This is a genomic window from Thioclava sp. JE_KL1 (assembly GCF_009296265.1).
Taxonomy (GTDB): domain Bacteria; phylum Pseudomonadota; class Alphaproteobacteria; order Rhodobacterales; family Rhodobacteraceae; genus Thioclava.
In genome coordinates, this window is record NZ_WBJS01000002.1 from 328,771 (window position 1) to 346,550 (window position 17,780).

Sequence of the window (17,780 nt, forward strand, 5' to 3'; positions counted from 1 at the left end):
CGAGTCATTCAACTTCCTCCAGATCGCCTGAAACGCGGCGCGGAGCGGACGAAAACCAACCACCGCAAAATCAGGCTTCGATCTGGGCAGTTTCCGGTCAAATGCTAAGGAGGGCAGGTTTGCCGAATTGCCGCGCGGCATGCGGAAACGTCGCGCGAATATCCAAGGCGCTTAGAAACTGTGCGTAATGTGAACGAATAATCGGCGGCGCTTTCTGCGCTGCAGCGAGGCTGCTTGGCGCTTTGGTAGCGATTCTATTTACGCAATGAGAGTTCTTTCGACGCGCGCTCTGAGAAAATCCGGTTGGTTGCCTATTCAGAAAGGGGGTTTGCGGGAATTCGTTAGTGGGTTGTCGATAAAATGCCTGCTGAATAGGCGCTTGGCATCTTTTGCACCTTTCACTGCTGAGTGATTGTGCGTCCATGGCTGCACGAGTGGCGGGAATTGCCTGCGGGCTGGCTCGGAGCGGCGCGTCATGGAAACCCTTGGAGGACATCTGAAGTGCATAGGGCGTCGCGTGCGGGGCATGTGATCCCTGAAAAGCCACTTCGGTTTGCGGCGCGATCGCAGCGCGAAGGGGAAGGTGGACGTTGGCTGGGGCAGCTTTGACGGACAAGGTTATTCCCGTCTTCTATGACGGTTACGAGATGCGCGCCTGGGAAATGCCTCTGGGGCGGCAGCTTTCGCAGCTGCGCGGGGTTGCGCGGCGCAGCTACCGCAAGCTGAAGCGCAAGCAGCCCTATACCGGGTTCTTCACGGCGTTCCTGAACCTGACGGAAAGTCTGCGGCGAAACGGGTATGACGTTCGGATCAATGATTTCGCGCTCGCCCGCCGGTCGCCGGACAGGCCGATCGCCATTGCCGGCCATCAGTCGGTCTGGAGCGATGTCGATCTGCCCAATCCGACCCTGTTCGGGCCCGGCTGGGTTCCCTATCCGGACCGCGCCGAGGCGATGCTGGCCGAGCGGAACTATCAGATCGTCACGCAGCCGTCGGAATGGCCGATCCGGCTGTATACACCTCAGGTCGCCGCGAAAATGGCGCCGATGTTCGTCGGGATCGATACGGACCGCTGGCCGCTTCTCGCTGAGAACCGAAAGCAGATCGACTGTGTCATCTACAACAAGATCCGCTGGAACCACGCCGCGCGCGAGGCAGATACGATGCAGCCGCTGCGGGCAATGCTCGAACGTCGCGGCCTGAGTTCAGTCGAGCTAAAATATGGCGAGCACGAGTTGGCAGAGTATCGCAGCGCCTTGGCCAAGGGGCGGGCGCTGATCTTCGTGACCGAGCACGAAACCCAAGGCCTTGCTTATCAGGAGGCGATGTCTTCCGGCGTTCCGGTTTTCGCGTGGGACGAAGGCGAACTCGTCGACCCGCTCGGCGCCAAGTTTGTCCCCGAGGGCCTCGAAGTCTCTGCAGTTCCGTATTTCGACGATAGATGCGGGCTGCGTTGGACGCGTGCGAATATGGAAGACCGGTTCGAGGAATTCTGGGCGCGGCTCCCGGAGTATCAGCCGCGCGAATACATCCTCGATGAGCTTTCCCTCGAGCGCGGCGCTCGGCGCTTTCTGGACCTGTTTGAGAGGATCGCGTGATGCCGAACTGTAAACGATCGGCGTGCCGCGGTCGGTCAAACCTCTTTTCGACGAGGAAGGTGTTCTAATGCCGCTAGCGCTCGTGCGTATGCCGACCTATCGGCGCCCCGACCTGTTGCGCCGTGCGATAGGCACGCTTCAGGCGCAGACCTTCGAGGACTGGGTCTGTGAGGTGCGCGATGACTGCCCCGATGCGAGCGGTCGTGCGATGGTCGAAGAGATTGGCGACCCGCGGGTTCACTACGTGCAGAACCGCCCGCAGAAATTCATGACGCGCAATCTCGATGACTGCTTTCTAAAGGAGAACCCCTACAAGGCCGATTACTTCTGCATGCTGGAAGACGACAACCAAGTCTTCCCGGACTACCTTGCGCGAGGCCACGAGATTTGCACCCAGCAGGGGGTGAACCTCTGCATGCTGAGCCAGGTCATCGAGCACGAAAGCCGGACGCCCAATGCCTATCTTGGCGACAAGGGCATTTTCGATGATGTCTATGACGAGCGGACCTATACGCCCGAAGAGGTTCATCTGGCGATCTTCGGGTCGATCGGCGTGTCGAACGGTGCTCTGTTCTGGTCGCGAAATATGAAGGGCAGTCTGGCGGTGAAGGTCGATACGATCCCGACGCTGGAGGAATATCTGCGCACGGCACTAATCTCCGAGCCGGTCTATGTCAGCCGGGAGCGACTGGCTGCCTGGGCCGAGAATGAGACATCGACTACGAGAAATCTGGGCCTCGACAAGGGGTGGCTGCGTCGTGAGCTTGATCTCAAGGCGTCGGTCACGCGGCTTCAACGGGCGATCTGGGGCCGAACCTCGCCAGAGGCGAAGGACGCATTTCTGGCTGGCGAAGTTCTGCGGATACCGCGTTCGGCTCGGATCGAGGCGCTCCAGAAGGCGGGGATTGCGGTGCATGGCGTGCCGGGCAATTTCCAGCCGACTGCGGTCTTGAAGCGGAATGCCGTACGCTTTGTCGGCCGCGCTCATTCCTCCGTAGATGCTACTCTGCCGAGAGTGCCGAGCTGAAATTTACACGCATTAAGTGTATGAAAATAGGACGTTTCGCCGCGAATAACTGGCGGTCAGGCGATTCCCTCGTGTCTTGCACCGAGGTTTTCGGCCAGCCGCCGCCGCTCGCAATTTCGTTAAATTCAGGAATCCAGCCCGTAAATGCGCGTTTTTTAAGCATTTTCGGGTGACTTTTTAATGCGCACGCAACCGCGGATTGAATCGCCGCAAAAACCGCTAGCGGTTCATCAGAGCTGTGTAACCCTTTCTATATTCAATCAAACGTGGGGGTATATGTGGTGATTGAGAATTCTCGAAGCAAAAATGACGCCATCCGGTATGAGCGGCCCAAATTGAAACATTTGGGGTCTCTCGAAGATCTGACGCATGGCGACCGCGGTCGCGGACACAAGGATGACGATTATGACGGACACGGCTCGTACTGTCCGCCGGATTTGGCTTTCTCGTAACGGCGTTCGGAAAGCTCCGGGTGCTGCCAGTTGCCCGGTAAAGAAGTGGAAGCCTCGCAGCGATGCGAGGCTTTCGTCTTTCCCTTCCGCGCGTGTTGCTCTTTGATGGCGCGGCAAACGACAGGAAGGGAGCGCGCGCATGGCACGTATTTACGAAGACAATTCGCTCAGCATCGGAAACACGCCGCTGGTGCGGCTCAACCGCATGACCGAGGGCGCGGGCGCGACCGTTCTGGCCAAGATCGAGGGGCGCAACCCGGCGTGGTCGGTGAAGTGCCGCGTCGGTGCGAACATGATCTGGGATGCGGAGGAACGCGGCGTGCTCGGTCCCGGCAAGGAGATCGTCGAGCCGACCTCGGGCAATACCGGGATCGCGCTGGCCTTCGTCGCCGCCTCCCGCGGCATCCCGATCACGCTGACCATGCCCGACACGATGAGCATCGAGCGGCGCAAGCTGCTTCTGGCCTATGGGGCGAAGCTCGTGCTGACCGAAGGCGCGCAGGGCATGAAGGGGGCGATCGCCAAGGCCGAGGAGATCGCGGCCTCCGATCCCGACCGCTACGTGTTGCTGCAGCAGTTCAACAACCCCGCGAACCCCGAGATTCACGAGAAGACCACGGGGCCGGAGATTTTCGAGGATACCGATGGCGTGGTCGATATCTTCGTCGCGGGCGTCGGCACGGGCGGCACGATCACCGGCGTCTCGCGCTATCTGAAAAAGGAAAAGGGCCTGCCGGTGATCTCGGTCGCGGTCGAGCCTGAGGCCAGCCCGGTTCTCACGCAGGCCCGCGCAGGCGAGGCGCTGCACCCCGGTCCGCACAAGATACAAGGCATCGGGGCGGGCTTCGTGCCGCAGGTCCTCGACATGGATCTCGTGGACCGGATCGAGCAGGTCAGCAATGACGAGGCGATCGAGACCGCCCGGCGGCTGGCGCGCGAAGAGGGCATCTTGGCCGGGATCTCCTGCGGCGCGGCTGCAGCTGCGGCGCTGCGTCTTGCGCGCGAGCCGGAGAATGCGGGCAAGACCATCGTCGTCGTGCTGCCGGATTCGGGCGAGCGTTACCTGTCTTCGGCGCTGTTCGAAGGGATGTTCGACGAGGCGTGAGTCGTGGCCTTCGCCGCGTCCAGCAATGCCGCCACCAGCTTCTGCGGGCGGTAGTTCAGGTCCGACGGCGTCAGCCCCATCCGCACCACGACCATATCGGCCGAGGGGATCACGGTGACGGTCTGCCCGTCATGCCCCTCGAGCCAATAGGTGTCGGCGGGCAGCCCGAACCGCGCATCATCGCCCGCTTTCTGCTGATTGCTCGGCCCCGCGAGCCAGGTCATGCCCTGCCCATAGACCCCGTCGGTCGGCGCGGGCTTATGCATCCGCTGCACGAATGCGGCGGGTAGCAATTGCCGCCCCTCCCATTTGCCATCCTGTAGCAGAAACTGGCCGAAGCGTGCCCAGTCCCGCGCCGTTGCGTAAAGGTAGGAGCTGCCCACGAAGGTCCCGGAGGCATCGGTCTCGAGCGTGGCCGAACTCATCCCGAGCGGGTCGAACAGCTTGCGGCGCGGCCAGGCGAGCGCGGTGGAGGTATCGCCCACCGCATTTTGCCAGATGCGCGACAGCAGCACGGCGGTGCCGCTGGAATAGCTGAAATGAGTGCCCGGCGAATGATCGAGCGGCTGGGAGGCTGCGAATTTCGCCATGTCCGGCTGGAGATAGAGCATTCGCGTCACATCCGAGACGTCGCCGTAATCCTCGTTGAAGCGCAGCCCGCTCGACATCGACATCAGCTGCGCGACGGTGATCTTCGCACGGTCGTCGCCCTGCCATTCGGGCAGCAGATCGCTTTGGTCCATCCGCAGCTTGCCCGCCTCGATCGCGGTGCCGACAAGGGCGGCGGTGACGGTCTTCGTCATCGACCAGCCCAGAAGCGGTGTTGTCGCATCGAAGCCATCGCCGTAGCGTTCGGCCACCAGCTTGCCATCCTTGATCACCACCACCGCGCGCATCCCCGGCCCGGTCAGCGCTTCGTCGCGCAAGACCGCTTCGAAGCGACCTTGCCCGGTCAGGTCGGTTTTCGACCCGGTGGGCCAGAGGGCGGCGCTTTTGCTGGGCCCCGGCGCGGGCGGGGCGCTTTGATCGCCGGCGTCGGCCAGATTGCCATCGGGGTAGGTCGCGCAGCCGAGGCCCACGCGCTCCTCGGCGGTCGTGGGCGCGATGATCCCCGCGAAGGCGGCTCGGACTCGGCCTGCCCGGCGGTCGGTGCTGACCCAAAAGGCGCGCAGCAATGGGTTGCCCGGCGCCTGCACATCGGTTTCGAGAACTTCGTCGGGGGCGCGGCCTTGCAGCGCTTCCGCCGAGCAGGTGATCTTCGCGCTATAGCCAGCGCCCACGCGCAGCAGTTCCGGCGGCACGATCACCGCGTAGAGAACCGCCACCACGACAAGCCCGCCGATCCCGGCAAGCACCGCTTTCCATCCCCGCATCTCGTCCTCCCTCGGGTTCCCGCCGCGCCGGACGCGCCAAGTCACCCGCCTGGTTCCGTTCGCGCTGTAGTTTTGGCAAAGCGCGCGGCCTTGCCAAGAGGGCGAGGCGCGGACTGACGGAAGGTCATCTTGGGGTATGGTGCGTCTTTTGACACGAAATCCGCCCCTCGGTACGGGGCCCGAGATCATGGACTGAGCGCCGCGAATGGGCTAGCGATAAGGGATGGGCGCCCGTTGCGCCCGGCTTTGTAGAGTGTCATGTCGCGCGAGTCCGCACCCGATAGCCAGCACCCCTTGGACCCGACCTTGGCCGGGCTGCTGCGCCACGCGCCGGGCGCGGATGAGGGGGAGGGCGAAGACGTCTGGTTCGATGTGCTCTCGGCGGTCGACCGGACCTATGCCGATCTCGTCGACTATCAGGAGCGTCTGGAGCAGCAGAACCACGAGCTGGAGGATCTGCGGTCTTTCCTCGGGTCGATCCTCGCCTCGGTCTCGGATGCGCTGATCGTGATTTCGCGCTCGGGCGAGGTGCTGGAAACCTCGGCCTCGGTCGCGAGCCTGACTGGCGAGCCGCCCGGCGTATGGCACGGTCGCAAGCTCGCAGGCATGTTCGACGCGCGCTCGGTGGAGGCCTTGGATCGCGGGTTGGCGGAAGCTGCGAATACCCGCAAGCCGGTGACGATCGAAGCGGCGCTGAGCGGGCCGGATGGGCCCGCGCCGCTCGAGCTGTCGATCAGTCCGCGCATGGACGAGCGGTCGCGCATCGCGGGTTACGTGCTGACCGGGCGGCCCTTGGGCGAGTTGCGGCAGGCCTATTCCGAGCTGGAGCAGAGCCACGAAGAACTCAAATCGACGCAGGCGCAGCTGGTGCGCAACGAGAAGCTGGCCTCGCTGGGCCGTCTGCTTGCTGGCGTCGCGCATGAGCTGAACAACCCGATTTCCTTCGTCTACGCGAACACCCATGCGCTGGAGCGCTATGCGGGTAAGTTCGAGGCCTATTTCGAGAAAGTGCAGGCCGGAGCGGATCGCGAGGCACTGATCGCCCTGCGCGAGGAGCTGAAGCTCGACCGTGAAATCCGCAACCTGCGTTCGGCCATCGAGGGCGCGCGCGACGGGGCAGAACGGGTGCGCGACATCGTCGAGGATCTGCGGCGGCTGAGTGCCGAAGGCTCGGGCGAGATGGTCGTCTTCGATCTGGTCGAGACCGCGCGGGTGGCGGCGAACTGGGTGCAGCGCGGCTCCAAGGCCGGGGTCGAGATCGCCTTCACCGGCGCGGAGACGCTGCAGGTGCGCGGTCGGCAGGGACATATCCAGCAGGTCGTGATGAACCTCGTGCAAAATGCGATCGACGCGCTCTCCGGGTTGGAAGAGGGCTCCGGCCGGATCGAGGTCGACGCGCGCGTGATTGAGGGGCGCGGCACGCTGTCGGTTGGCGACAATGGCCCCGGCGTGACCGAAGAGCTGACGCAGGCGATCTTCGATCCGTTCTTCACCACCAAGGCGGTGGGTGCGGGCACGGGGCTGGGCCTCGCGATCAGCCATAAGATCATCGAAGAACATGGCGGGCGTCTGCGGCTCTGCCCGAAAGGGTCGGCGCTGGGCGGGGCCTGTTTCTCCTTCGATCTGGAACTGGGCGAGGGGGCGGAATGAAGGTTCTCTGGCTGCAAGCGGCAGGCTGCGGCGGCTGCACCATGTCGCTCCTTTGCGCGGAATCCCCGAATGTCTTCGACACGCTGGGCGGGGCGGGGATCGAGTTCCTCTGGCACCCGACCGTCAGCCTCGAAACCGGCGCGGAAGTGCGCGCGATTTTCGAGGCGGTCGAGAGCGGCGAGATCGCGCTGGACCTGCTGGCCGTCGAGGGCTCTATCGCCCGCGGGCCGCGTGGGACGGGCAAGTTCCAGATGGTGTCCGGCACCGGGCGTTCGATGCTCGACTGGGTGGTAAGCCTCGCGCCGAAAGCCCGCCATGTCGTCGCGGTGGGCACCTGCGCGACTTATGGCGGCGTGACCTCGGCGGGCGGCAACCCCTCCGATGCGGTCGGCGTGCAATATGACGGGGCGCTGCCGGGCGGGGCGCTGCCGGTGGAGTTCCGCTCGGGCTCGGGCCTGCCGGTGATCAACGTGGCGGGCTGCCCGACCCATCCCGACTGGGTGACCGAGACGCTTTTGCTGCTCAATGAAGGCGCGCTGGGGGCGGAAGATCTCGACGCTTTCGGGCGGCCTTTGTTCTACGCCAAGCACCTCGTCCATCATGGCTGCTCGAAAAACGAGTTCTACGAATACAAGGCCTCGGCAGTGGAACTGTCCGATATCGGCTGCATGATGGAGAACCTGGGTTGCATCGGCACGCAGGCCGTGGGCGATTGCAATATCCGGCCGTGGAACGGTGACGGGTCGTGCACCTCGGGCGGATACCCCTGCATCAACTGCACCGCGCCCGAATTCGAGGAACCGCGCCATTCCTTCACCGAGACGCCGAAGATCGCGGGCATCCCGGTGGGCCTCCCGACCGATATGCCAAAGGCATGGTTCATGGCGCTCGCCTCGCTGTCGAAGGCGGCGACGCCCGAGCGGATCGCGAAGAACGCGGTTGCCGACCGGGTCGAGGTGACGCCGACGATCCGCAAGCCGAAAGGACGCAGATGACAGAGACGCCGCGCCTTGTCGTGGGCCCGTTCAATCGGGTCGAGGGCGATCTGGAAGTACATCTCGACCTCGCCGATGGGGCGGTGGGCGCGGCGCGGGTGAATTCGCCGCTCTATCGCGGGTTCGAGCGGATGCTGGAAGGCAAAGACCCGCGCGATGCGCTGACGATCACGCCGCGGATCTGCGGCATCTGCTCGATCAGCCAGTCCGCGGCGGCGGCGCGCGCGCTGGGCGCGGCGATGGGGCTGGAGCCCACGCCGCAGGGCGCGGCCATGGCGGCGCTGATCCATGCGGTCGAGAATGTCTCGGACCACCTGTTCCACTTCAACCTGTTCTTCATGCCCGATTTCATCCGCCCCGTTTACGCAGGTAAACCGTGGTTCGACCGGGCGGTGGCGCGCTTCACCCCCGCCGAGGGCGGCGCGCAGCGCGCGGCGGTTTCGGCACGCGCCGAGCTGATGCATATCCTCGGGCTGATGGCGGGCAAATGGCCCCATACGCTCGCGATCCAGCCCGGCGGCGTCACCCGCGCGCCCGGGCCCCGCGACAAGGTGCGCATCGAGACGACGTTGCGCGCTTTCCGCCGCTATCTGGAGGAGACCGTCATCGGCGGGTCGCTGGAGGCGTTCTGCGCGATCGAGTCCGTCGATCAGCTGATGGCGTGGGAGACGGGCGATGCGGGGCTGTTCCTGCGCATCGCGGCCGATCTGGATCTGGACCGGCTCGGGCGCGGCTCGGGCCGGTATATGAGCTTCGGAGCCTATCCACTGGCCGAAGGGTTCGGCTTTGGGCGTGGGCTGTGGGACGGGTCCTTGGGCGCAGTCGATTTCGGCGCGATCACGGAAGACCTCAGCCATGCGTGGATGCTGGGGGCACAGGCCCATCCCTGGCAGGGCGAGACACGTCCCGACGAGGCGATGCGCGACGCCGCCTATAGCTGGTGCAAGGCGCCGCGGCTGAACGGTCAGACGGTGGAGACCGGCGCGCTCGCGCGGCAGGTCGTGGACGGCCATCCGCTGGCGCGTGCGCTGGCGGGCGGTGGCGTTCTGGCGCGGGTTGCAGGGCGGCTGATGGAACTGGCGCGGACGCAAGCCTTCATGGAGGGGCTTGCGAAAGGGATCGATCCGGGGGCTGCGTTCATGGTGCAGGGCGATCTGCCCGAGGCTGGGCAGGGTGCAGGGCTGGTCGAGGCCGCGCGTGGCGCGCTGGGCCATTGGCTGCGGATCGAGGACGGGCGCATCGCGTCGTATCAGATCATCGCGCCCACGACGTGGAATTTCAGCCCGCGCGACGCGGAGGGTGTGCCGGGACCGCTGGAGGCCGCACTGGTCGGCGCGCCGGTCGGGGTGGGCGAGACCACGCCGGTCTCGGTGCAGCATATCGTGCGCAGTTTCGATCCCTGCATGGTCTGCACGGTGCATTGAGTAAGTTGAGGGCGCGGCCCCTGCCGTCGCCGGAGGGCGAGAAACTTTGACGAAAATGGGGGCTCTGCCCCCAAACCCCCGGGATATTTGAGCCAAGAGGAAGATGCAGGGTTTCGAGATCAGGGTGCGCGGGCAGGTGCAGGGGGTGGGTTTCCGCCCCTTCATCTGGCGGCTTGCGCAGGAGCGCGGGCTTTCGGGCCATGTGCTCAACGATCCCGAGGGCGTGCTGATCCGGGTGGCGGGAGCTTTGGACGGTTTGGCCGAGGCGATCTCGGATGAGGCACCGCCGCTTGCGCGGGTCGATGCGGTGGAGGTGTCGGAGTTTGTGTTCGACACCGCGCCTGAGGGTTTCGCGATCGTGGCCTCGCAAGGGGCGGGGGCCGAGACGCGTGTGACGCCGGATGCGGCGACCTGCCCGGACTGTCTTGCGGAAATCCGGGGCGACGGGCGCAGGCGGCACTACGCCTTCACCAACTGCACCCATTGCGGGCCGCGTTTCACGATCCTGCAAGCGCTGCCCTATGATCGGGGGCAGACGACGATGGCGCCCTTCGAGATGTGCTCCGCCTGTCGCGCGGAATATGAGAACCCGGCGGATCGACGTTTTCACGCGCAGCCGATCGCCTGTCCCGAGTGCGGGCCGCGGGTGTGGCTGGAGGTGGACGGGGAGGAGCGTCCTGCCGAAGAGGTCGGAGCGGTTTTGCAGGGCGGGGGCATCGTCGCGGTGAAAGGCTTGGGCGGGTTTCATCTCGCCTGCGATGCGAGCAATGCCGAGGCCGTGGCGCTGTTGCGGGCGCGCAAGCGCAGGCCTGCAAAGCCCTTCGCGCTGATGGGCGAAATCGAGACCATCCGGCGCTACGCCAAGGTCTCAGAGGCCGAGGCGGAACTGCTGCGCGACCCTGCGGCGCCGATCGTGTTGCTGCAAAAGGCGGGGGAGGCTTTGCCGGAGGCGGTGGCGCCCGGACAGGACAGCCTCGGCTGGATGCTGCCCTATACGCCGCTGCATCATCTGTTGCTGCGCGAATGGGCGCGGGGGGGCGAGGGGCGACCGCTGGTAATGACCTCGGGCAATCTCTCGGGCGAGCCGCAGGTGATCGGAAACGATGAGGCGTGCGAGAAGCTGGCTGGCTTCGTCGATGCCTTCCTGATGCATGACCGCGACATTGCGCGGCGGCTCGATGACAGCGTCGTGCGGGCCGATCCGCCGATGGTACTGCGCCGCGCGCGAGGGCAGGTGCCGGGCACCTTGCCGCTGCCCGACGGGTTCGAGGGCGCGCCTCAGGTCGTTAGCTATGGCGGGCAAATGAAGGCCGCGATCTGCCTGATCAAGAACGGGCAGGCGCTGCTGGGCCATCACTTGGGCGAGCTGGACGAGGCGCTGACATGGGAGGCGTTCGAGCAGGCCGATGCGGATTATGCGGCGCTGTTCGATCATCGCCCCGAGGTCGTGGCGGTCGATCTGCACCCCGATTTTCGGGCTTCGCGCCACGGGGCGGAACGGGCCGCGCGCGACGGGTTGCCGGTGGTCGAGGTGCAGCATCACCATGCGCATCTCGCCGCCTGCATGGCCGAGAACGGTTGGCCGCTGGAGGGCGGCAAGGTCGCGGGGATCGTGCTCGATGGGCTCGGCTTGGGGCCCGATGGCACGGTCTGGGGCGGCGAGCTGTTGTTGGGCGATTATCATGGGTTCGCGCGGCGCGGCTGGCTGGAGCCCGCGCCGCTGATCGGTGGCGACCGGGCGCAGGCAGAGCCGTGGCGCAATGCGCTGGTGCGGCTCGATGCGGCGGGGCTGGCGGGGCTGGCCGACAGCCTGTTCCCGGAGGCCCCGCGCGATCTGGCGCGGCAGGCGGCGGCGAAGGGGATCAACGCGCCGCTGTCGTCTTCGGCGGGGCGGCTCTTCGATGCGGTGGCGGCCTGCCTCGGGATCTGCCCGATGCGGCAGAGCTATGAGGGCGAGGCCGCGATGCGGCTCGAAGCGCTGGCGGCGCACGCGTTGGCACACGGGGAGTCGGCGGAGGCCGGGGCCTATGCGTTCTCGGATGCGGGCGACGTGCTCGAGACCGGACCGTTTTTTCAGGCGCTCGCCGCCGATCTGGAGGCCGGGGTTGCGCCCGAGACAATCGCGCTGCGGTTCCATGCGGCGCTGGCGCAGGGCTTTGCCCGCCGGGTGCGGTCGCTGATCGAAAGCGGAGAGGCGAAAGCCGTGGCGCTCACGGGCGGCGTGTATCAGAACGCGCTGTTGCATCGGCTGACCTGCGCGGCGTTGGACGATCTGCCGGTGCTGAGCCATCGCACGCTGCCGGCGAATGACGGCTCGCTGGCGCTGGGGCAGGCGGTGATTGCTGCGGCGCAGTCGGAAAGAGACTGACCGGAATCCCGGAAAGCTGGTCACTGACGTGCCAGTGCGGCCCCGCGCCGCAACGGGGTTTTGACGGGCAACATATCGGAAACAAATAGGAATTCGCGCCTGCGACATCCTGTCATTATTTCGTTCTGTTCGCGGACCCGACCTGCCAATCCTGAGATCACACATGCGTATTCCCCTCGGGAGGAGGGAGAATCCGGTCATCGGGATCACAGAGGGAGGGACACTTTGCCTGCGATCGAAACCTTTTACGATGTGATGCGTCGGCAGGGGATCACCCGCCGCAGCTTCATGAAATATTGCTCGCTGACGGCGGCGGCGCTGGGTCTCGGCCCGGCCTATGTGCCCAAGATCGCCCATGCGATGGAAACCAAGCCGCGCACCCCGGTGATCTGGGTGCACGGGCTCGAATGTACCTGTTGTTCGGAAAGCTTCATCCGCTCGGCCCACCCGCTGGCCAAGGATGTCGTGCTCTCGATGATCTCGCTCGACTATGACGACACGTTGATGGCGGCGGCGGGCGCGCAGGCAGAAGCCGCGCTGCAGGACACGATCGACAAGTATAAAGGGAATTACATCCTCGCCGTGGAGGGCAATCCGCCGCTCAACGAAGACGGGATGTACTGCATCGTGGGCGGCAAGCCCTTCGTGGACCAACTCCGCCACGCTGCCGAGCACGCGAAAGCCATTATCTCCTGGGGCGCCTGCGCCTCCTATGGCTGCGTGCAGGCTGCCGCCCCGAACCCGACGCGCGCCACGCCGGTGCACAAGGTCATCACCGACAAGCCGATCATCAAGGTGCCGGGCTGCCCGCCCATCGCCGAGGTGATGACCGGCGTGATTACCTACATGCTGACCTTCGACCGGATGCCCGAGCTGGACCGTCAGGGCCGGCCGCAGATGTTCTATTCGCAGCGTATCCACGACAAGTGCTACCGCCGTCCGCATTTCGACGCTGGTCAGTTCGTCGAGACGTGGGACGACGAGAACGCGCGCAAGGGCTATTGCCTCTACAAGATGGGCTGCAAAGGGCCGACCACCTACAATGCGTGCTCGACCGTGCGCTGGAACGAGGGTGTCAGCTTCCCGATCCAGTCGGGTCACGGCTGTATCGGCTGTTCCGAGGACGGGTTCTGGGATCAGGGCTCCTTCTACGACCGGCTCACCAACATCAAGCAATTCGGGATCGAAGCGAATGCCGATGTGGTCGGCGGCACCACGGCGGCTGTCGTCGGCGGTGCGGTGGCAGTTCACGCTGCCGTCTCCGCGCTCAAACGCGCCCAGAAGAAGAACGAGGAGGCGTAATCCATGTCGGTTCTCAACACGCCGAACGGCTACACGATGGACAATTCGGGCAAACGGGTCGTTGTCGACCCGGTGACCCGGATCGAAGGCCACATGCGCTGCGAAGTGAATGTGGACGAAAACAACATGATCACCAACGCGGTCTCGACCGGCACGATGTGGCGCGGGCTCGAGGTGATCCTGAAAGGCCGCGATCCGCGCGACGCCTGGGCCTTCACCGAGCGGATCTGCGGCGTCTGCACCGGCACCCATGCGCTGACCTCGGTCCGCGCGGTGGAAGATGCGCTGGGGATCCAGATCCCCGACAATGCGAACTCGATCCGGAACATGATGCAGCTCGCGCTGCAGATCCATGACCACATCGTGCATTTCTATCACCTGCACGCGCTCGATTGGGTCAATCCGGTCAACGCCCTGCGCGCGGACCCGAAGGCGACTTCGGAGCTGCAGCAGAAGGTCAGCCCGAGCCATCCGCTCTCCTCCCCAGGCTATTTCCGGGACGTGCAGAACCGTCTCAAGAAATTCGTCGAAAGCGGACAGCTCGGGCTGTTCAAAAACGGCTACTGGGACAACCCGGCTTATCTGCTTCCGCCAGAAGCGGACCTGATGGCGACGACGCACTATCTGGAGGCGCTCGATCTTCAGAAGGAGATCGTCAAGGTTCACACCATCTTCGGGGGCAAGAACCCGCACCCGAGCTGGCTTGTGGGCGGCGTGCCGTGCCCGATCAATATCGACGGGGTCGGCTCGGTCGGTGCGATCAACATGGAACGGCTGAATCTCGTCTCCTCGATCATCGACAAGTGCCAGGAGTTCAACGAGAACGTCTATATCCCCGACGTGATCGCGATCGGCGGCTTCTACAAGAACTGGCTCTATGGTGGCGGTCTGTCGTCGCAGGCCTGCCTTGCCTATGGCGACATTCCGGAGAACCCGAACGACTTCTCGCCCGAGCAGCTTCATCTGCCGCGTGGCGCGATCATCAACAGCAATCTCAACGAGGTGCATGACGTCGATCCGCGCGACCCCGAACAGGTGCAGGAATTCGTCGACCACTCCTGGTACACCTATGGCGAGCCCGGCAAGGGCCTGCATCCGTGGGATGGCGTGACCGAGCCGCAATACGAGCTCGGGCCGAACGCCAAAGGCACGCGGACCAATATCATCGAGCTTGACGAGGCTGCGAAATACAGCTGGATCAAGGCCCCGCGCTGGAAGGGGCACGCGATGGAGGTCGGTCCGCTCGCGCGTTACGTCGTGGGCTACGCCAAGGGTCACGAGGACATCAAGAACCAGGTCGATGGTCTGCTGCGCAAGATGGACCTGCCGTTCAATGCGGTCTTCTCGACGCTGGGCCGCACCGCGGCGCGGGCGCTGGAATCCGAGTATTGCTCGCGTCTGCAGCGGCACTTCTTCGACAAGATGATGACCAACATCAAGAATGGCGACGAAAGCACCGCCAATGTCGAGAAATGGGATCCGTCGAGCTGGCCGAAAGAGGCCAAGGGCGTCGGCATGACCGAGGCTCCGCGCGGCGCGCTGGGGCATTGGGTCAAGATCAAGGACGGGCGCATCGAGAACTACCAATGCGTCGTGCCCACCACCTGGAACGGCTCGCCCCGTGACACGCAGGGCAATATCGGTGCCTTCGAGGCGTCGCTGATGAACACCAGGGTGGAGCGTCCCGAAGAGCCGGTCGAAATCCTGCGCACCCTGCACAGCTTCGATCCGTGCCTTGCCTGTTCGACCCATGTGATGTCGCCCGACGGCGAAGAGCTCACCACCGTCAAGGTGCGCTGAGGGAGGAGGAAATCATGAAGAAACTCGCATTCGCTTTCAGCATGATCGCAGGTCCCGCGCTGGCCCATCCGGGTCACGCGGTGGCCCCCGGCGCGGAAGGGCACACCATCGCCCATGTCGCAATGGCGACCGGCGCGATCGCCCTGGCCTATGTGGCCGTCGAAATCGCCCGCGCCGTCAAGCGCGTCCGCAAGGAGTAAGGGCGATGGAGGACACGATCCACACGCCAAACCCCAAGGCGACAGGGGCCTTCGAGGCCTCCCGCCTGACCGGCGACGCGACCGAGGAAGATCTCGACTCGATCCGCCGCCGGACCTCCGTCTATGTCTACGAGGCGCCCGTGCGCCTCTGGCACTGGCTCAACGCGCTGATGATCACGGTGCTGATCGTGACCGGTTTCCTGATCGGCGCGCCCCTGCCGTCGCTGCAGATCGGCGAAGCGACCGAGCAATTCGTCATGGGCTATATCCGCTTCGGCCATTTCGCGGCGGCGCAGGTCCTGACGGTGATCTTCTTCGGGCGCATCTACTGGGCCTTCGTGGGCAATCACCACGCCCGCCAGCTGTTCTACGTGCCGGTCTGGCGCAAGCGCTGGTGGAAAGAGCTGGGGCACGAGCTGCGCTGGTATGCTTTCCTCGAGAAGACGCCGAAGAAATACGTCGGCCACAACCCGCTGGCACAGCTTGCGATGTTCTTCTTCATGACGCTCGGGATCACCTTCATGCTGATCACCGGCTGGGCGCTCTATGCGGAAGGTGCGGGGCAGGGCTCTTTGCCCGATACGGCCATGGGCTGGGTGCTGGGTCTCGTGCAGAACTCCCAGAGGCTTCACACGCTGCACCATCTCGGCATGTGGGCCATCGTAATCTTCATGATCGTGCACATCTATGCGGCGATCCGCGAGGACATCATGAGCCGTCAGTCGATGGTCTCCACGATGATCTCCGGCCACCGGACGTTTAAGGACGATCGTATCGAGTAACGGTTCGTGCGGTGGTAGGGCGAACGGGCGCGGGTCAATCCGCGCCCGTTCTGCATTGGGGCGCGGATTCGAGCTGTTTCCAGCGTTGCGCTGCCGGTGGAAGATTTCATTGCGAAAAGCCTGCTTGGGTGGAAATATGGTTTCCACTTTGAAGGCTTTGATGGCGGCGCGCTTCCCAGGAAAATTTCGTAAAAACAAATACTAGACAGATTGTCGCAGTTCCGTGCGATTTCCGTGAAGCCCGTCCCTCTGCAAAGCCTATTGTCGGTTCGAGGCGAGGATGGCAACGCGCTTGCCGCCTCGGGGAGAGGGAGGAAATCATGTCGGATTTTGCGCCGGACCGGGTGCTCGTTCTGGGTATCGGGAATGTTCTTTGGGCGGATGAGGGCTTCGGTGTGCGCTGCGTCGAGGTGATGGCCGAGACCCGCGCCGTGCCGGAGAACGTCAAGCTCTTGGACGGCGGCACGCAGGGCCTGTATCTGCTGCCGTTTCTCGAAGAGGCCGATGCGCTGATCGTCTTCGATGCGATCGATTTCGGGCTGGCGCCAGGCGAGATGCGGGTGCTGCGCGACGACGACGTGCCCGCCTTCATGGGCGCCAAGAAAATGAGCCTGCACCAGACCGGCTTTCAGGACGTGATTGCCACCGCGCAGCTGATGAACCGCTGCCCGGCGAAGCTGACGCTGATCGGCTGCCAGCCGGTCGAGTTGGAGGATTACGGTGGCGGTCTGCGCCCCGCGGTCGCCGCCCAGATCGAGCCCGCGATCCGCGAATGCGAAGCCGAACTGGCGCGCTGGGGCATTTCGGTCGCGGCGGGCGTGACGCAGGCCGATGACCTCGCCGATGCCTCGATCCGTCGTGGCGCTTACGAAGGGGGCCGCCCGACCGAGGGCGAGGCCTGCCGGATGGGCGATCACCGCTTCTTCCCCGGCGCCGAGAAGGTCCGTGCCTGATGTGCGTCGGAATCCCGGTTCAACTGGTGGCGGTCGATGGCATCCGCGGCGAGGTTCTCGAAGAGGGGCAGCCCGGCATCATCGATTTGTCGCTGACGCCCGACGCCAAGCCTGGCGACTGGCTTCTGGCTTTTCTCGGGGCTTCTCGCGAGGTGATCACCGAGGACGAGGCGACCAAGATCGCGGCCGCGCTCGGCGGGCTGCGGGCCCTGATGCAGGGCGGCGATCTGGGCGATGCCTTCGCCGATCTCGACGCCCGCGAGCCGCAACTGCCGCCCCATCTGCAAGCCGCGCGCGATGCCGGCAAAACGACTGCCTGAGGAGAGACACATGCACGATTTTGCAATGCCCGATACGGCTGCGCCCTCGGGCGCGATGCACCCGCTGGTAACCCGCCTGATCGACGAGATGGGCTATCCGCTTCTGGCGAACATGTCCGATGTGGCCGAGTTCACCGCGCGTCCCGGGGCGCATTGCCTGTTCATTCCGGGCGACGCCAAGCGCAACCTCGAGACCCCCGACGCCGCCGTGGTGCTGCCGGAAATCCGCATGGCCTTTCAGCACGCTTTCGACTGCGCGGTGGTGGGCGATGCGATCGAGACCGAGCTGCGCCAGCAGACCCGAGCGCTGAAAGCACCCGGTTTCCTGTTCTACCGTGAGGGCGAATATCTCGGCGCGATCGAGAAGATCCGCGACTGGGACGATTACGTCGCCCGCACCTCCCACATCCTGACCGCGAAAGGCTGAGACG

The 17,780-nt window shown here is 64.7% G+C and carries 15 protein-coding genes; 14 read left to right on the plus strand and 1 reads right to left on the minus strand.

Annotation, left to right across the window (positions count from 1 at the left end):
• Positions 1–605 precede the first annotated feature (605 nt).
• The 3 genes from F8R15_RS04385 to cysK all read left to right on the plus strand — a co-directional run bounded on the left by F8R15_RS04385 (position 606) and on the right by cysK (position 4,182).
• On the plus strand, positions 606–1,598 hold the full coding sequence (locus tag F8R15_RS04385) for a glycosyltransferase (RefSeq protein WP_152843712.1): 993 nt from the start codon (positions 606–608) through the stop codon (positions 1,596–1,598).
• Positions 1,599–1,665: 67 nt separating this feature from the next.
• Positions 1,666–2,625, plus strand: coding sequence for a glycosyltransferase (locus F8R15_RS04390; RefSeq protein ID WP_152843713.1), 960 nt, complete (start codon positions 1,666–1,668; stop codon positions 2,623–2,625).
• A 591-nt stretch (positions 2,626–3,216) separates the two neighbouring features.
• Positions 3,217–4,182 (plus strand): cysteine synthase A, encoded by a 966-nt coding sequence (cysK, locus tag F8R15_RS04395; RefSeq protein WP_152843714.1) that lies wholly within the window; start codon positions 3,217–3,219, stop codon positions 4,180–4,182.
• On the opposite strand, the gene F8R15_RS04400 is transcribed toward cysK, so the two are convergent.
• A complete protein-coding gene (locus F8R15_RS04400) occupies positions 4,137–5,555 on the minus strand; it encodes a serine hydrolase (protein WP_152843715.1) in 1,419 nt (472 codons plus the stop codon). The genes cysK and F8R15_RS04400 overlap by 46 nt on opposite strands.
• Positions 5,556–5,813: 258 nt before the next feature.
• Here F8R15_RS04400 and F8R15_RS04405 point away from each other — a divergent pair, with 258 nt between their 5' ends.
• The 11 genes from F8R15_RS04405 to F8R15_RS04455 all read left to right on the plus strand — a co-directional run bounded on the left by F8R15_RS04405 (position 5,814) and on the right by F8R15_RS04455 (position 17,776).
• Positions 5,814–7,205: a sensor histidine kinase gene (locus tag F8R15_RS04405; protein ID WP_152843716.1), complete on the plus strand. Its 1,392-nt coding sequence runs from the start codon at positions 5,814–5,816 to the stop codon at positions 7,203–7,205.
• Entirely contained in the window at positions 7,202–8,200 is a 999-nt protein-coding gene (locus F8R15_RS04410) for a HupU protein (RefSeq protein ID WP_152843717.1), read from the plus strand. The genes F8R15_RS04405 and F8R15_RS04410 overlap by 4 nt, the downstream gene beginning before the upstream one ends.
• Complete coding sequence (locus tag F8R15_RS04415; protein WP_152843718.1) at positions 8,197–9,624, plus strand: nickel-dependent hydrogenase large subunit; 1,428 nt, start codon at positions 8,197–8,199, stop codon at positions 9,622–9,624. Before F8R15_RS04410 ends, F8R15_RS04415 begins: the two co-directional genes overlap by 4 nt.
• 103 nt (positions 9,625–9,727) lie before the next feature.
• Positions 9,728–11,992, plus strand: coding sequence for a carbamoyltransferase HypF (gene hypF, locus F8R15_RS04420; RefSeq protein WP_152843719.1), 2,265 nt, complete (start codon positions 9,728–9,730; stop codon positions 11,990–11,992).
• Between the two features lie 225 nt (positions 11,993–12,217).
• Positions 12,218–13,294: a hydrogenase small subunit gene (locus tag F8R15_RS04425; protein ID WP_078542014.1), complete on the plus strand. Its 1,077-nt coding sequence runs from the start codon at positions 12,218–12,220 to the stop codon at positions 13,292–13,294.
• Between the two features lie 3 nt (positions 13,295–13,297).
• Complete coding sequence (locus F8R15_RS04430; protein WP_152843720.1) at positions 13,298–15,094, plus strand: nickel-dependent hydrogenase large subunit; 1,797 nt, start codon at positions 13,298–13,300, stop codon at positions 15,092–15,094.
• A gap of 14 nt (positions 15,095–15,108) precedes the next feature.
• Positions 15,109–15,294 (plus strand): hypothetical protein, encoded by a 186-nt coding sequence (locus tag F8R15_RS04435; RefSeq protein WP_152843721.1) that lies wholly within the window; start codon positions 15,109–15,111, stop codon positions 15,292–15,294.
• A gap of 5 nt (positions 15,295–15,299) precedes the next feature.
• Entirely contained in the window at positions 15,300–16,076 is a 777-nt protein-coding gene (gene cybH, locus F8R15_RS04440) for a Ni/Fe-hydrogenase, b-type cytochrome subunit (protein ID WP_134330556.1), read from the plus strand.
• A 320-nt stretch (positions 16,077–16,396) separates the two neighbouring features.
• Positions 16,397–17,029 carry a HyaD/HybD family hydrogenase maturation endopeptidase gene (locus tag F8R15_RS04445; protein WP_152843722.1) on the plus strand — a complete coding sequence of 211 codons (633 nt, stop codon included), beginning with the start codon at positions 16,397–16,399 and terminating at the stop codon, positions 17,027–17,029.
• Positions 17,029–17,349, plus strand: a complete 321-nt coding sequence (locus tag F8R15_RS04450; RefSeq protein ID WP_038145386.1) for a HypC/HybG/HupF family hydrogenase formation chaperone — start codon at positions 17,029–17,031, stop codon at positions 17,347–17,349. Before F8R15_RS04445 ends, F8R15_RS04450 begins: the two co-directional genes overlap by 1 nt.
• Before the next feature lie 10 nt (positions 17,350–17,359).
• Positions 17,360–17,776 carry a hydrogenase accessory protein gene (locus F8R15_RS04455; RefSeq protein ID WP_152843723.1) on the plus strand — a complete coding sequence of 139 codons (417 nt, stop codon included), beginning with the start codon at positions 17,360–17,362 and terminating at the stop codon, positions 17,774–17,776.
• The last annotated feature ends 4 nt before the right edge of the window (positions 17,777–17,780 follow it).

What these genes read in the sequence shown, in the direction of transcription:
- F8R15_RS04430 (WP_152843720.1), top strand. Translation starts at nt 13,298, where the DNA reads ATGTCGGTTCTCAACACGCCGAACGGCTACACGATGGACAATTCGGGC.
- F8R15_RS04450 (WP_038145386.1), top strand. Translation starts at nt 17,029, where the DNA reads ATGTGCGTCGGAATCCCGGTTCAACTGGTGGCGGTCGATGGCATCCGC.
- F8R15_RS04455 (WP_152843723.1), top strand. Translation starts at nt 17,360, where the DNA reads ATGCACGATTTTGCAATGCCCGATACGGCTGCGCCCTCGGGCGCGATG.
- F8R15_RS04415 (WP_152843718.1), top strand. Translation starts at nt 8,197, where the DNA reads ATGACAGAGACGCCGCGCCTTGTCGTGGGCCCGTTCAATCGGGTCGAG.
- F8R15_RS04435 (WP_152843721.1), top strand. Translation starts at nt 15,109, where the DNA reads ATGAAGAAACTCGCATTCGCTTTCAGCATGATCGCAGGTCCCGCGCTG.
- cybH (WP_134330556.1), top strand. Translation starts at nt 15,300, where the DNA reads ATGGAGGACACGATCCACACGCCAAACCCCAAGGCGACAGGGGCCTTC.
- F8R15_RS04410 (WP_152843717.1), top strand. Translation starts at nt 7,202, where the DNA reads ATGAAGGTTCTCTGGCTGCAAGCGGCAGGCTGCGGCGGCTGCACCATG.
- cysK (WP_152843714.1), top strand. Translation starts at nt 3,217, where the DNA reads ATGGCACGTATTTACGAAGACAATTCGCTCAGCATCGGAAACACGCCG.
- F8R15_RS04400 (WP_152843715.1), bottom strand. Translation starts at nt 5,555, where the DNA reads ATGCGGGGATGGAAAGCGGTGCTTGCCGGGATCGGCGGGCTTGTCGTG.
- hypF (WP_152843719.1), top strand. Translation starts at nt 9,728, where the DNA reads ATGCAGGGTTTCGAGATCAGGGTGCGCGGGCAGGTGCAGGGGGTGGGT.
- F8R15_RS04405 (WP_152843716.1), top strand. Translation starts at nt 5,814, where the DNA reads ATGTCGCGCGAGTCCGCACCCGATAGCCAGCACCCCTTGGACCCGACC.
- F8R15_RS04445 (WP_152843722.1), top strand. Translation starts at nt 16,397, where the DNA reads ATGTCGGATTTTGCGCCGGACCGGGTGCTCGTTCTGGGTATCGGGAAT.
- F8R15_RS04390 (WP_152843713.1), top strand. Translation starts at nt 1,666, where the DNA reads ATGCCGCTAGCGCTCGTGCGTATGCCGACCTATCGGCGCCCCGACCTG.